This window comes from Cohnella algarum (assembly GCF_016937515.1).
Taxonomy (GTDB): Bacteria; Bacillota; Bacilli; order Paenibacillales; family Paenibacillaceae; genus Cohnella; species Cohnella algarum.
This window is the reverse complement of the sequence record NZ_JAFHKM010000002.1, coordinates 3,817,893-3,831,685: the sequence shown is the minus strand read 5'-3', so window position 1 is coordinate 3,831,685 and position 13,793 is coordinate 3,817,893. Positions and strand designations below refer to the sequence as shown.

Below are 13,793 nucleotides of genomic sequence, written 5' to 3'. Positions count from 1 at the left end.
ATCATGATCGCCTTTCGATCCGTACTAGAAAAAAAACGGTTCGACAGCAAAGCGCACTGTCGAACCGTTTAGGCTTTTTACGCTTTGGCCCCTACGGCGATCCATTGAATCGCGCCTTGCGGATCGGGACCGAGTCGAGTCCGAATCATTTCCAGGACGGCTTCTTCCGGCTGCTTGCTTTTGACAATGCAAATGCAGGACGGGTGGTCGGAAAGCGCGACGACGACGTAAGAGGCATCGGCGAAAGGTTGACTGAACTTTAACGTAATGCTGATGCTTTCCACCGGTCCCGGAAATTGATAAGGCTCGTTTCCGAACAGAAGGGTTACGTTTGGAAGCGATGCCGCTACGGGGAGAAAAGCCAGCTTTGCCCCATCTACGCTTCCGTCGGCCAGCTTCTCTCCGGTCACGCTTCCGTGTGCCAGCTTCGAGCCGTCTACGCTGCCGTCCGCCGGCTCGAAGACGCGGCTGTCGCGGGCGGAGGTTCGCAATTCGTCCAGCATCTCGACGATATCTCCGGACAGCTTTTCGGCCGTCACGCTGCCGTCGGCGAGATTGACGCCAAGCACGGCTTTTTCCGCTATATGGCCGGTGACGATCGAGCCCGGCACGATATGCAGCGAAGTGACGCTGTGCAGTCCGAGCTTTTCCGACTGGACAGCTCCTACCTGGAGTTGGGCCGCGCCTACGCTTCCTTCGGCCAGCTTCTCGGCGGTAACGGCTCCGTTCGACAGCCGGTCCGTGCCGATCGATCCCGCCGCCAGCTTCGCCGCCGAAATGCTTTCGTCCGGAATTTCCGCCGCGTCGATCGGCGCAAGTGCCTTGTCGACGGCCCCTTGCAGATCCGGGGACAAGCGGCTGTACGTCACGCTCCCTTCGGACAGCTGCTCCGTACCGACCGCGCCGGAGGCGATCTGTTTGGCACCGACCGCTCCCGTCGCCAATTGCGCGGTCCCGACCGCCCCGTTCGCAAGCTGTGCGGTCCCTACGCTGCCTCCGGCCAGTTTGTCGGAGGTGACGGCTCTGTTCGCGAGCCGGTCCGTGCCGATCGATCCCGTCGCCAGCTTCGCGGACGGAATGCTTTCATCCGGAAGGCTCGCCGGATCTACCGGCGCAACCGCCTTATCGACGGCCACTTGCAATTCCTGCGACAGCCGGCTGTACGTCACGCTGCCTTCCAACAATTGTTCCGTACCTACCGCGTCCAACGCCAACTGTCTCCGGCCGACCGCTCCCGTCGCCAATTGCGCGGTTCCGACCGCCCCGTTCGCAAGCTGCGCGGTTCCTACGCTGTTATCGGCCAATTTATCCGTCGTGACAGAACCTGCGGCCAGCTGCTCCGTTCCAACCGCGCCCGCCGCAAGTTTCGATTCGGTGACCGTTCCGTCCGCCAAGTGCTCCGTCAAAATCGACCGGACCATCACGTGCGAAGGACCGACGCTCCGGGCCGAAAGCTTTTCTCCGCTTACCGCGCCCGCCGCGAGCTGATCCGTTCCAACGCTTTGCGCGGCGAGTTTATTCGACGCGACCGAACCGTCCGCAAGCTGGTTCGAACCTACGCTAAAAGCGGCCAATTTGGATGAAGTCACGCTGCCGTCGACCAGCCTATCCGTCGAGATCGGCTTCCCGATCGCCGACATGTAATCGAGCAATTGGCCCGACAGCTTGCGGGCGGTCACGCTGCCGTCGGCGAGCTTCAGTTCCGAGACGGCTCCGACGGAAAGCTTTCCTTCCGTAACGACCCCGTCCGCCAGCTTCCACTCGGTCACCGCGCCGTCCGCCAGCTTTTCCTTCGTCACCGCGCCGTTGCCGATCTTGCTCGTGACCACGCTGCCCGCCGCCAGCTTGTCGGCCGAAACGGCTTCGTTGGCGATTTTATCCTCCGATACGCTGGCCGCCGCCAGCTTCGCTTCCGTGACCGCGAGATCCCGCAGGTGAACCTGGGCGACCGATCCCGGTTCGAGCCGCTCGGAATCGATTCGCCGTTCGGCAAGCTTCACGAAATGAAGCATATCCGGAGCGAGATGCGGCACGGATACGGCGCCCTTATGGAGGTGATAGCCTTGAATCGAGTCCGGTCTCACGTGTTTTCCGCCGACGCTGTCGCTTAGCAGCTGCTCGCCGCCGACGCTTCCCGGAGCCATCTTCGACAAAGTTACGCTTCCGTCCGCCAGTTTTTTTTCCGTGACGGCATTTTCGGCGAGCGCCGCTTCCCCGACGCTGTTAGCGGTCAGATGAGCCGCTTTGACCGTGTTCGGCTTCAGATGCTCCGTCCCGACGGCCCCCATCTGCAGCTGATTCGGACCGACGGAACGCTCCGTCAAGTGAGAATTATCGACGCTCGACGCCTGCAGTTGGCGCCCGCCCACGCTTTTTTCGGCCAGCTTGGCGGTCGTCACCGACATATCCGCCAGCTTGTCGGTCGAAACGCTTTCCGGCGACAACTTTAGCGATGTGATCAAATGATCCGACAAATGATGCGAAAATACCGAACGGATGCCGAGCTGCCGCTCGCCGACGGCGCCGGGAGCGATAATGTCGGAAGTCACGGACTCGGGTTTAAGCGCCGCGGTCCCGACCGATTGATCGGCCAGATGGCCGGACTCGATCGAGCGTTCGCGCAAATGCCGCCCCTCGAGCGTCCGGTCGGCGATGGCTTCTCCCGTCACCGATTCTTCGGCAAAGTGGAACGTCTTGAGTTGTCCCGCAGCCAGCTTGCTTGCCGTTATGCTGCCTTCCGTCAGATGCTCGCTTCGAACGGCGGCCGGAGCCAGATGCTGCTGGCCAATGGCTCCGTCGGCAATATGCCCGGATTGAACCGCGCCGCTTGCCAGCTGCTCTTCGCCGATCGCCCCGCCCGCGATATGCCGGCGAATGACCGCTTCTGACGCGAGCTGGGTCGAACCGATGCTTTGCTCCTGCAAATGCTCCCTCCGGACCGATTCGTAAGCCAGATGCCGGCCGTCCACCGCCCCGTCGGTCAAATGCCGGCGTTCGATCGAATAGTCCGCCAAATGTTCCGCCTCGACCGCCCCTTTCCCCAAATGGCGGGAAAGCACCGATTCGCTTGCGATTTTGCCCGACGTTACGCTTTGATCCGCGATTTTCATGGACGTGACCGCGTGATCGACGAGTTTGACTGTCGTAACCGACTGCTCCGCAAGCTTCGGAGCCGTAACGGCCCCCTCCGCGATATGCTGATTCTCAACGGCTTCCGAAGCGAGTTGGGCGCCGCGGACGGCCGCGTTTTGCAGGTGCTCGGTTTGAATCGCCCCGCGGGCCAGCTTGCTTCCGATTACCGATTGATCGGCCAATTCGTCCGCGCCCACGGCGCCTTTGTTCAGATGGCCCGAGGTGATGGCCTGCAGAGCGATATGCTTTCCCGAGATGACTCCGGGAGCGACGTGATCCGCGAGAATGAGTCCCGGCTTCAGGTGGCGGGTCTCGATCGCTTCGCGGGCCACTTTATCCGGGCCGACGGATTCGTCCCGCAGCTTGGAAACCGTCACCGAACCGTCCGCCAGCTTGGAGGTGTCGATAATTTCATTGCTCAGATTTTCTCTGCGAATAGCCCCGCTGCGGATTTTCTCCGCCGTAACCGCCTGGTCCTTCAGCAGCTCCGTCGTAATGATCGATTGGCTCAAATGTTTAGGCTGAATCGAGCCTTCCGCGATCTTGTCCGCGCTGATCGTCCGGTCCGCCAGCTTCTCCGACGTCACGCTGCCATCCTTCAGCTTTTCGCTCGTAATCGAGCGGTCCCGGATTTTTTGTCCGGAAATCGCGTTTTTCGTCAGATGCTCGCCCGTTATGGATTCGGGAGCGTACTTGGAGGACGTGACCGAACCGTCCGCCAGCTTGATCGCCGTGACCGAAAAGTCGGCGAGCGCTTCCGTCGTCACCGCTTCCGCCTGCAGATGCCGGGAACCGACCGAGAACGGGGCCAGTTTGTCGCCGGTGACGGATTCGTTCGCCAAATCGTCCGTGTACACGATCGGCTCCGGCACCGGCATCCGTTTTTCGGCCAGCTTTTCATGACGCTTGCTTCTTGGCTCCCGTTCGGCCGGCTCCGCCTCTTCCTCCGACGCGGATTCCTCTGCGGCCGGATTCGGGACATCGGGATTATACAGCAGGTCCGCGAGCGCTTCCGCCGCTTCGTATCGGTTGCGTTCGGCATACGAAACGACGGTGGCGATCTCTTCCGCCTGTTCGGAAATCTTCGGGGCGTCCGAATCCGCATCGCCATACGCCGCAAACAGATCGGCGGTTTCAAAGGTTTCCTGGGCTGATGCAAAATCGGAAGTCAAGCCGGAGAACGCATCGTAAGGCGCACTTCCCGCTTCCGCCGGCGTTTCGACCGTTGCCGTTTCCTGCGCCTCGCGGGGAGGGTCCGCGACGGCGGAAGCCCCGTGCACGCTGACCGGTTTGGCATTTTGCTTTTTTATATCATCCAGCCAATGAAGTTCGGAAGTGTTCGGATTGTCGACAAAATAAAGCGGCCGGCGCGTTTTGGGCGCTTTTTTCGTTTTGCCTTTTTTCATGTTCCTCTCCTTCCCAACGGATAATCTAACGTATCATATGCATTCACCCATAGGCACGTCACCCGATTGTTTGGGAGCTAGGTCGGTTAAATAACTATAAACTGTAATTTAAAAAAATAAGCGGTACCCTTAGACTTTCTCTTTACTTCCGGCAGCGACAAAAACTGCAATTGCGCAGGCTTCCGGGTCGGAGCGCCATGGAGCGGATATCGCAACAGGCTTGGGAAAGGAGACGACACAAAAAGGCGGCCATCCCGCTCATGGGCGGAAAAGCCGCGCAATCCGACATACGCAAATATTTAGTCGCCGTTCAGAATGCCCGCCCGCTTCGCTTCGTCCAGCCATCTGCCGGCGGTATGCTCCCAAGTGAACAAGGACAGCGCTCTTTCCCGCCCCCTGCGCCCCATCTCCTCTCGCAAACTCTCGTTCTGCAGAAGCAGGGACAGCCGGGAGGCGAGTCCGCTTCGCAGGCATTGCCGGTCCACGAGGAAGCCGGTAACGCCGTCTTCCACGATTTCGGAAATGCCGCCCGATCGGGCCGCGACGACGGGAAGCCCGCTCGCCATCGCCTCTACGTTCACGAGTCCGAAAGCTTCCCTTTCCCCGGAAGGAACGGCGACCGCGTGAGCCAGGCCGAACCAGCGGGGAATGTCGGTATGCGAAACGTACGATTGGAAATGAACGTGCCGCTTCCAGGGCTTCGCCAATTTGTGCAGGCGTTCGACGTAAGCGGTGCGCCGGGACGAACCGTAAAAAGCGCCTCCGACGATCACGACCAGAACGTTCGGAACGGCCCGGACCAGCTCCGGCATTGCCGCGAGGAGGTGATGCACGCCCTTGAGCGGAATAAGCCGCCCGACGTACAGCACGATCCGCCTGTCCGCCCAGCCTCGGCGCGCTCGTTCCTCCTCCGGATTCCACAAGCCGAACCTTTCCGGTTCGACGCCCAGATGCACGACGCTGATTTTATCGGCCGTTTCGGGCGCCCGTGCCCTTACCTGCGACGCCAAATAACGGCTGTTGACCAAGATCCGGTCGGCAAGCCGCAAACACGCCCGCGTCGTTTTCGGTCCGAGATACGGACGCGAAATAAACGTCGTCGATTGCAAGCTGAGCCAGATCGGCTTATCCGGAAACCGTTTGCGGAGCTCCCGCACGAACAGAGGCCTGTTTTCCACCTGGATCAGATCCGGCCGGTACGAAGCCAGGCTTCGAAATACCCGCGCGGCGTAAGCCGCCTTGTCGGATGCGGGATATCGCACGCATTCCGCGCCCCGCCACCGTTCCCGGGCCGGCAAGCCCCGGCGGACCCTGCCGTAGATTCGGGCTTCGATGGCAGGCGCGAGCAGCGGAACGACTTTTTCGACGACCCGTTCGACCGACCCTCCCCTCGGAGAAGGCACGGCGTAGGCCCCCGGCGTGACAAACGCCACTTTTACGATGTCGATCCCCCCTTAAGCCGCATCGTTCGCCAAGCCGGCCCCGCGAAAAAGTTGAACTTTGGACGGCGATATGTCACACTGAAATCGGCACGGCTTTGCCTGCCAAGCCATCGTTCAAGCGAAATCAAATTGAGGCAAAAGGAGTGGCCATGCGAATGAATCGTTGGCTGCTGCGCGCCATGACGGAATTGTCCTCGCGCAAATTCGTTTCCCGGCTGACGGGACGGCTCGCCAAATCCGCCTTCAGCCGCCGCTACATTCCGCGTTTCGTCGCCCTGTACGGCATTCCGGCGGAAGAGGCGGAGAAGAAGCTGGAGGAATACGGCTCGTTGAATGAATTTTTTACCCGGAGGCTGAAGCCGGGTTGCCGTCTCGTGGACGAAACCGCCCAAGCGCTCGTCAGTCCGGTCGATGCGCTCGTCACGGCATGCGGCTCAATCGAAAACGGAATGCTGTTGAAAATCAAAGGCCAGGATTACTCGCTGGAAGAGCTGCTCAACCGTTCGCCTCGAACTACATTGTATGAGAACGGGCTGTATTGGGTTCTGTACTTGAGTCCCAAAGATTATCATCGAATTCATTCTCCCTGCGAAGGAACGATTGCGGAAAGCGAGCATATTCCCGGCCGGGTATATCCGGTGAACGACTTCGGCTTGACGTCGATGCGGCGCGTCCTGTCGCGCAACGAAAGGCTCGTCACCTACATCCGCCATGAATTCGGCGAAGTGGCAGTCGTCAAGGTCGGAGCCCTTAACGTCAGCAGCATCCGGTACGTAACCCCGCGGCCCACAAACGTCGATCGCGGCCAGGAGCTGGCGTATTTCGAATTCGGCTCGACCGTCGTCCTGCTGGCGGAAAATCAGACTTGCCGGGCGAGAAGCGGCCTCAAAGCCGGCGACAGAGTCAAAATGGGCGAGCTTCTGGGCGTGCTTGACGGCAACCGGAAGGCCAGGGAGCTTTCGGACGAAAAATGAAAACGACAGGCCGTCGTTCCTTCCCGCGAAGGAAAGCGGCCTGTCGCCGTTTTTGCCGGCGTTTTCGTCAGCGCAGCTCGGACGGGCTTTTGCCCGTATATTGCTTGAACTGCCGGCTGAAAAAAAAGATGTCCCGGTAGCCGAGCGTCTCCGCCACTTCCGTCACGTTCATGCCGGCGTGCGTCAGCAGATGCTGAGCCCGCTCGATCCGCATCCGGATCATGTACGACTGAACGGAAACCCCGATCAATTCCTTGAATTTGATGGAAAAATATCGCGACGACAGTCCCGCCCTGGCCGCCAGGTCGTCGACCCGGTGCGGAAGCCCCGGATGCTGGCGGATAAAGTTCGCCACTTCCCGAATGCTTTCCGTCAGCTGGTTGGACGCTTTGCGTTCCACCGGTTCTTCGCGGTCCTGGCGGAGCATCCGGATCAGCAGCTGCTTCAGAATAAGCCGGGCTTCCTCCTCCGAGCCGAACGAAGGAACGAGACAAAGCCGGACGTAACGGGACAGCAAATTTTCAAATTCCAGCGTTTCCTCCAGCACCCGATACGATTCGGGTATGAGCGTTACCGGCTCGTCCACGTCGAAATGAATGTAGGTGAGCACGAGCGGCTTCTGCGGATTGTGCGTCGCCGTCGGATGCTCGCCCGGCCGGAACAGAAAGCAGCTTCCTTTGCCTACGGCGTACGTTTTCCCGTTCAGCACGACCTCTCCTTCGCCGCTCCAGACGTAAAACAAATCGTAATTGACGAGCGGAATTTCGCGTTTCTGCCATTTCCACCCCGGCTCGCATACGATTTTGGCAAAAGAGGGCAGCAGTTTGAACGAGTCCGGCTGAGCGTTAAGCATGGTCGTTTCCTCCTTTCCCGGGAGCGATCAGCCCCAAAGTCTCGGCGGCCGTCCGAATGCGGATCAGGCCGCTCCGAATGCTCTCCTCCTCCAAATGGGCAAAACCGAACAAAGCCGAAGGCGGAGCCGCCGGGCCCGCGGCCGCGCAGCGCGCGCCATCGCCCCAGACGACCCCCTGCCGTTTGCAGCTGTCGTACAACAAGGCGTATTCTTCCCGGCTTTTTTTCCAATACGCGAACTGCAGCAGGCCCGAATCGGAAGGCAGCGCCTCGAACAGCTCGCCCAATTCGCTCCGCAGGCCTTCCGCCAAACAGAGCTGGAGCTTGTGGAAACCGCGCCGCATCCGCCTTAAATGCCGGTCGTATCCGCCCTCGGAGATCCAGCCGGCGAGCGCCAGCTGCTCCGCGAACCCGGCGGGATACGGATCGTACAGCCGCTTGGCCCGCTTGAACGGCTCGCGAAGCGTTTCCGGCAGCACCGCGTAGCCGATCCGGACTTCCCGATGCATCGTGCGGGAAAACGTGCCTACGTAAATGACCCGGTCTTCCCGGTCGAGGGATTTGAGCGGCTCGATCGGACGCCCTCCCCAGCGAAAATCGCTGTCGAAGTCGTCCTCGACGATCCACGCCTCGTTTTTCGACGCCCATGCGAGCAGTTCGAGCCTGCGCTCCAATTTGAGCACGGCTCCCGTCGGAAAATGACGCGTCGGCGTGACGAACAGCAGCCGGGCGTCCCAGGCGGCGGGAACGATTCCCTGCCGGTCGACGGCCGCGGGAATGACGCGGGCGCCGGCGGCTTGAGCGGCAAGGCGGGTGCCCGGGTAGCACGGATCCTCCACGACGGCGGACTGGCCTTCCTCCAGCAGCAGTTGGGCGAGCAAGGCGATGGCCTGCATCGAGCCGCCGGTCATGACGATTTGTTCGGGTCCGCAAACGATGCCGCGTTCCCTGCGCAGCCGGGCGGCGACGGCTTGACGAAGCGCGAGGCTGCCTTCCGTCCCTCCGTCCTCCGCCCGCTCGCCGATGCGGCGCAGCTGCGCCGCGACGGCTGCCCGCCACTCCGCCCAGGGAAAGGAACGTCTGCCCATTCCCCTCGGCACGAACGAACCCGGATCGGCAGGCTCGGACTCGTCGCCGAAAGCTTCTTCCTTCGCCATCATGCGTCTGCCCCAAGCGGACAGTTCCGGCAATTCCGGCCGGGCGGCCGCGCCTTGCGGCCGGAAGCCGGCATCCTTCGGCTCGCCGCAGACGAACGTGCCTTGTCCGATTCCGGTCCGCACGTAGCCTTCCGCCGCGAGCATATCGTAAGCGAGGCTGACGCTGCCCCGCGACAGGCCGTACATCGCCGCTAGCGTTCGCGAGGACGGCAATCGTTCCCCCGGAGAAAGGGCGCCGGAAGCGACGCTGTCCCGGATGGCCCTGTACATCGCAAGATGCTTGGACCCGCACTCTCGCAGCCGCAGCTCGTAAGGCACCTGGAACGTCATGCGAACACCTCAACATTGGACTAATATTTTTAATGTAAATTGGATCTTTTTTATTGTCAATAAACGACGTAAAATGAAGCGGCATTCCCTGCGCCGCTCGAATCGAACGGGCGGCAAATCTCGTGGATAAAGAAGGTGCATGACGATGCGCAGATCGGAATTCGAAGCGAATATCGCCGAGTGCGAGGCTTTTCTTGCGGAGCGAAACGACGGCGTGCTTGCGTTCGCGGGGGAGGACGGCTGGCCCAAAGCGGTTCCCCTCAATTACGTTTGGCATAACGGGTCGGTCTATTTTCACGGCAGTAAAAAAGGGGAAAAAATGAACGGGCTTGCGGCCGACCCCCGCGCCGAGTTCGTCGTGTATGAAGCGCATGCCTTCATTCCTTCCTACTTTTCCGACCCTTATCTCGCCTGCCCCGCGACCGTGTTTTTCCGGTCGGTCCGGATTCGGGGCGAGATCGAGCAGGTTGAAGACGCCGCGGAGAAGGCGGCCGCGCTTGGCGCTCTCATGCGCAGCATGCAGCCGGAAGGCGGGCACGCCCCGATCGACGCGGGCGACCCCCGATACGCGGCCTCGCTGCGGGGCGTCGCGCTGATGCGGCTTGTGGCGAAGGAAACGACCGGCAAGTTCAAATTCGGGCAGAACCTGTCGGAACCGAAGCGCGACCGCGTGCTGGAAGGGCTCGAGCAGCGCGATCGGCCCGGAGACGAACGCGCCGCCGCGGAAATCCGCGCGCGGATTCCTCAAAAGGACGATCGGGTAAAGCGGCAAACTTGAAAAATGTAACGGAGTCGCCGTCATTTTCCCGAAATGTGACTTCGATTCGATGACTCCCCCTTCGCAATGGTGTATAATAACTGCGAATGAAAAACGGCCAAGAAAATGCGGGCGTCGTCCCCAAGGACGGAAGATATCCGCTTATATCGGGCGCCGACACACGACCATTGGAAGGAAGGACATTATGAACCCCCTCGCACAGCAGTTGAACGAAACGATCGAGCGGGAGCATCCGCGTGTTGCCGAAATGCTCTCGGGGCTGGGCAAAGCGATTTATTTTCCGAAAGAAGGCATTTTAAGCCAGTCCGCGGAAGCGAAGCAAAAGGCGAAAACGTACAACGCTACCATCGGCATCGCGACGGAGAACGGCAAGCCGATGCACCTTAAGGTCATCCAGGATAAACTGTCCGCCTACGATCCGAAGGACATTTACGAATACGCCCCTCCCGCGGGCAAACCGGAGCTTCGCGCCGTATGGCGCGAGAAAATGCTGAAGGAAAATCCGTCGATCGCGGGCAAGACGATCAGCCTTCCGATCGCGACGAACGCGCTGACGCACGGCCTGAGCATCGTAGCCGATCTGTTCGCGGACGCGGGGGACGCCGTTATTTTACCCGACAAAAACTGGGAAAATTACGAATTGACGTTCGGCATTCGCCGGGGAGCCGTCATGGTCGAATATCCGTTGTACGACAACGACAACCGGTTCAACGCGGCGGGCTTGCGCGATGCCCTCCTGTCGCAGAAGGGCAAGGGCAAAGCCATCGTCCTGCTGAACTTCCCGAACAATCCGACGGGCTACACGCCTGGGCCGGAAGAAGGCAAGGCGATCGTGTCCGCCATCCGGGAGGCCGCCGAAGCCGGGATCAACGTGGTCGCCGTAACGGACGACGCTTATTTCGGCTTGTTCTTCGAAGATTCCGTGCACGAATCGCTGTTCGGACGGCTGTGCGGGCTGCACGAACGGGTGCTTCCGGTCAAAGTCGACGGAGCGACGAAGGAAGAGTACGTGTGGGGTTTCCGCGTCGGTTTCATTACGTACGGCGGAGCGTCGGAGGCGGTGCTGGCCGCCCTCGAGCAAAAGACGCTCGGCATTATCCGCGCGACGATTTCCAGCGGTCCGCATCCTTCGCAAACGTTCGTGCTGGACGCGCTGAAATCGCCGGATTTCGAAGTCCAGAAAGCCGAGAAGTTCGCGATCATGAAGGGCCGCGCCAACAAGGTGAAGCAGCTGCTCGACAGCGGCAAATACGGCGACGATTGGACGTATTATCCGTTTAATTCGGGGTACTTCATGTGCCTGAAGCTGCAATCGGCGGATGCCGAAGCGGTTCGCCAACGCCTGCTCGAGAAGTATCAGGTCGGGACGATCGCGCTCGGCTCCACCGATTTGCGCGTCGCCTTCTCCTGCATCGAGGAGCCCTATCTCGAAGATTTGTTCGACCGCATTCATCAAGCCGTGCTCGACGTGAAAAACGGCGCCTGATCCGGCATGAAAAAGGGGTTGTCCCGTCCGGCGGAAGCATTCCGCCGCGGCGCGGGCAACCCCTTTTTCATATTCCGCCTTCGTTGGATTTTGTCCGACAAAGAACCGGGCTTTCGCAAAATCACCGTTTACCCGTTTTCGTTCGATTTCATCCGATCAAGCGACGTCGTTTAATGGAAATGGGCTCGAAGACCGTCTAGATCCCGTCAGTCCTCGTCGTCGTCCTCGTCCGGTCGGGCCGTCCGGCGCGGCAGCAGCCAGCCCGACCATAGCAGGCCCGCGGCGAGCGCGATCAGCCATGCGCCGGCCGAAAACGGCCGGACGGGAAGCGCGGCGGCGAGCCACAACAGCAGCGCAGCGGCCGTGCCGGCAGCGCGGGAAACGGCCGCAGCCGCCGGCCGGCGCTTGTCCGCCGAAAGCGGCACCGCAGCCGCGCTCTCCGCGAAACGTACCCGGCCCAGCTCGGTGAGCTGAAGGCCGCCGGCCGCCACGCCGACCGCATAAATGATCAGGTCGATCGTCGGCTGTTGCACGAACAGGGCAAGCGCGGCCATGAGCGCGTTCCACCGCCAAAAAGCCCCGAACGCCTCTCCCCGCACCAACGTTTTCGCATACAAGTACGTCCACGCCGATCGGCTGCGCCGCGGAAGCAAATCCGCCGTCCACGCGATCCAATCCCGCTTGGCCGGTTTCGCCTGCTCCGTCTTCACGTCGACAAACCAGCCCAAAAACCGCATCCATCTCCGGCGGGTCGCGCCTTCCTCGGCTATCAGCGCTTCCCACGGGACCTCGTAGCGCGCCGGCAAGCGAACGACCAGCGCCAGCAGAAGGCAGCAGAGCGCGGCGAACGCCGCCGCCGGCCAGAACGGCTTGAGCAGCAGCGCAGCCGTCATGACGGCAACGGCGAGCCAGCGAAGAAGGCGGAGAAAGCGCCGCAAGGCGGCGGCGACGATCCGGCGTTCCTGCCACGCAAGCCAGGAGCTGCAGCCGCCCAGCAGGACGAACGCGAGCCCAACCGCCCATAACGGCCGCGCTTCGGCAGCGGAGGCGGTTTCCGGCGCGCGGACGTAAAGCGGCGCAAACGCCGCAAACGCGACAAGCAAACGAGCTGCGGCGGCGACGATCGCCCGCCGAAGCCGCGGCCGGATGACCGTATCCGCCAAATCCGTCTCCAGCGGCAGCAAAAAGATCGTATCCGACGGCTGCAAATAAGTGCGCAACGGCGTATAAACGGCGACGATCGCAAGCCCTGCCACCCCGACGGCGGCGGCCGGCCAACCGGCCGGCATATCGGTCAGCAAGCCGACGTAACCCGATATGAGAAAAATGGCGATAGCCGAAAAAACAAGCCCGCCGCTCTGAAGAACATAGCGGAAATAGGGCACGACTTCTTTGCGGAACTCGTCTGCCCGCCTGGCGCGAAGGGCGGGCAGCTCCTCGCGGGAACGCCGCTCCTTATTCACCGGGCTTGCCCCTTTCTTCGGCCGACAAAACAAGCGTTTCGAATGCGTCGTCCAACGAATCGGCGCCGTCCGCCGCGGCCTTCACCGCATCCGGCGTCCCCGCCGCGAGGACGCGGCCCTGATGCAGCACGACGATCCGGTCGGCGCGCCGTTCCAGCGCGGGCAAAATGTGCGAGCTGAGCAAAATGGCCGTGCCTTGCTCGCGAACGTCGTCGAGCGCGTCGATCAGCGCCCGCGTCGCCAGCGGGTCCAAGCCGAGAAAAGGCTCGTCGATAATAAGCAATGGAGGAGCCACAAGCAGCGCGTTCATCAGCATAACCTTTTGTTTCATCCCTTTGGAAAGGGTGTCCGGCAAAGCGTTCATCGCCTTGTCCATCCGAAACGTGGCCGACAGCCTGGCGGTTCTCCGGTCCGCTTCCCCGGGATCGAGGCCGTAAGCCATCGCCGTCCACCTTAAGTGCTCGCCCACCGTTAGATTCGGAAACAGGGAAGGCTGTTCCGGCACGTAAGCGCAGGAGGAACGGTATTTGTCGCGGTCTTCCTCGAGTCGCACGCCCGAAATGCGCACTTCGCCTTCGTGGGGCATCATCAGGCCGAGAATATGCTTGATCGTCGTGCTCTTGCCGGCTCCGTTCAAGCCGATAAGGCCGAGCATTTCGCCCGCTCCGACGTCGAACGACACCTCGTGAAGCACCGGCTTGCGCCGGCTGTAGCCTCCCGTCAGCCGTTCTATTTTCAACACTGGCGTCATGTCCCTTCCCCCTTCTTTATAT

9 protein-coding genes are annotated in these 13,793 nt (G+C 61.2%); 3 read left to right on the top strand and 6 right to left on the bottom strand.

Annotated elements, in window-relative coordinates; genetic code table 11:
- Positions 1-77 precede the first annotated feature (77 nt).
- Both JW799_RS17115 and JW799_RS17110 read right to left on the bottom strand, forming a co-directional pair.
- Positions 78-4,538, bottom strand: coding sequence for a WIAG-tail domain (locus JW799_RS17115; protein WP_205430800.1), 4,461 nt, complete (start codon positions 4,536-4,538; stop codon positions 78-80).
- Positions 4,539-4,837: 299 nt separating this feature from the next.
- The gene (locus JW799_RS17110) at positions 4,838-5,941 is read right to left on the bottom strand and encodes a glycosyltransferase family 4 protein (RefSeq protein WP_245809670.1); all 1,104 of its coding nucleotides are present in this window, start codon (positions 5,939-5,941) and stop codon (positions 4,838-4,840) included.
- Between the two features lie 194 nt (positions 5,942-6,135).
- On the opposite strand from JW799_RS17110, the gene asd reads away from it, so the two are divergent.
- Positions 6,136-6,954 (top strand): archaetidylserine decarboxylase, encoded by an 819-nt coding sequence (gene asd, locus JW799_RS17105; RefSeq protein WP_205430798.1) that lies wholly within the window; start codon positions 6,136-6,138, stop codon positions 6,952-6,954.
- Between the two features lie 67 nt (positions 6,955-7,021).
- Here asd and JW799_RS17100 read toward each other — a convergent pair whose 3' ends face one another.
- Together JW799_RS17100 and pdxR are read right to left on the bottom strand one after the other, a co-directional pair.
- The gene (locus JW799_RS17100; RefSeq protein ID WP_080833952.1) at positions 7,022-7,807 is read right to left on the bottom strand and encodes a helix-turn-helix domain-containing protein; all 786 of its coding nucleotides are present in this window, start codon (positions 7,805-7,807) and stop codon (positions 7,022-7,024) included.
- Positions 7,800-9,293 (bottom strand): MocR-like pyridoxine biosynthesis transcription factor PdxR, encoded by a 1,494-nt coding sequence (gene pdxR / locus JW799_RS17095; RefSeq protein WP_205430795.1) that lies wholly within the window; start codon positions 9,291-9,293, stop codon positions 7,800-7,802. Before pdxR ends, JW799_RS17100 begins: the two co-directional genes overlap by 8 nt.
- Before the next feature lie 145 nt (positions 9,294-9,438).
- On the opposite strand from pdxR, the gene JW799_RS17090 reads away from it, so the two are divergent.
- Together JW799_RS17090 and JW799_RS17085 are read left to right on the top strand one after the other, a co-directional pair.
- On the top strand, positions 9,439-10,071 hold the full coding sequence (locus tag JW799_RS17090) for a pyridoxamine 5'-phosphate oxidase family protein (RefSeq protein WP_205430792.1): 633 nt from the start codon (positions 9,439-9,441) through the stop codon (positions 10,069-10,071).
- 184 nt (positions 10,072-10,255) lie between these two features.
- The gene (locus JW799_RS17085; RefSeq protein ID WP_080833959.1) at positions 10,256-11,557 is read left to right on the top strand and encodes an aminotransferase class I/II-fold pyridoxal phosphate-dependent enzyme; all 1,302 of its coding nucleotides are present in this window, start codon (positions 10,256-10,258) and stop codon (positions 11,555-11,557) included.
- A 206-nt stretch (positions 11,558-11,763) separates the two neighbouring features.
- Here JW799_RS17085 and JW799_RS17080 read toward each other — a convergent pair whose 3' ends face one another.
- Together JW799_RS17080 and JW799_RS17075 are read right to left on the bottom strand one after the other, a co-directional pair.
- On the bottom strand, positions 11,764-13,020 hold the full coding sequence (locus JW799_RS17080; protein ID WP_205430790.1) for an ABC transporter permease: 1,257 nt from the start codon (positions 13,018-13,020) through the stop codon (positions 11,764-11,766).
- Complete coding sequence (locus tag JW799_RS17075) at positions 13,013-13,771, bottom strand: ABC transporter ATP-binding protein (protein WP_205430789.1); 759 nt, start codon at positions 13,769-13,771, stop codon at positions 13,013-13,015. Before JW799_RS17075 ends, JW799_RS17080 begins: the two co-directional genes overlap by 8 nt.
- Between the last annotated feature and the right edge of the window lie 22 nt (positions 13,772-13,793).

What these genes read in the sequence shown, in the direction of transcription:
- JW799_RS17115 (WP_205430800.1), bottom strand. Translation starts at nt 4,538, where the DNA reads ATGAAAAAAGGCAAAACGAAAAAAGCGCCCAAAACGCGCCGGCCGCTT.
- JW799_RS17100 (WP_080833952.1), bottom strand. Translation starts at nt 7,807, where the DNA reads ATGCTTAACGCTCAGCCGGACTCGTTCAAACTGCTGCCCTCTTTTGCC.
- JW799_RS17085 (WP_080833959.1), top strand. Translation starts at nt 10,256, where the DNA reads ATGAACCCCCTCGCACAGCAGTTGAACGAAACGATCGAGCGGGAGCAT.
- asd (WP_205430798.1), top strand. Translation starts at nt 6,136, where the DNA reads ATGAATCGTTGGCTGCTGCGCGCCATGACGGAATTGTCCTCGCGCAAA.
- JW799_RS17090 (WP_205430792.1), top strand. Translation starts at nt 9,439, where the DNA reads ATGCGCAGATCGGAATTCGAAGCGAATATCGCCGAGTGCGAGGCTTTT.
- pdxR (WP_205430795.1), bottom strand. Translation starts at nt 9,293, where the DNA reads ATGACGTTCCAGGTGCCTTACGAGCTGCGGCTGCGAGAGTGCGGGTCC.
- JW799_RS17075 (WP_205430789.1), bottom strand. Translation starts at nt 13,771, where the DNA reads ATGACGCCAGTGTTGAAAATAGAACGGCTGACGGGAGGCTACAGCCGG.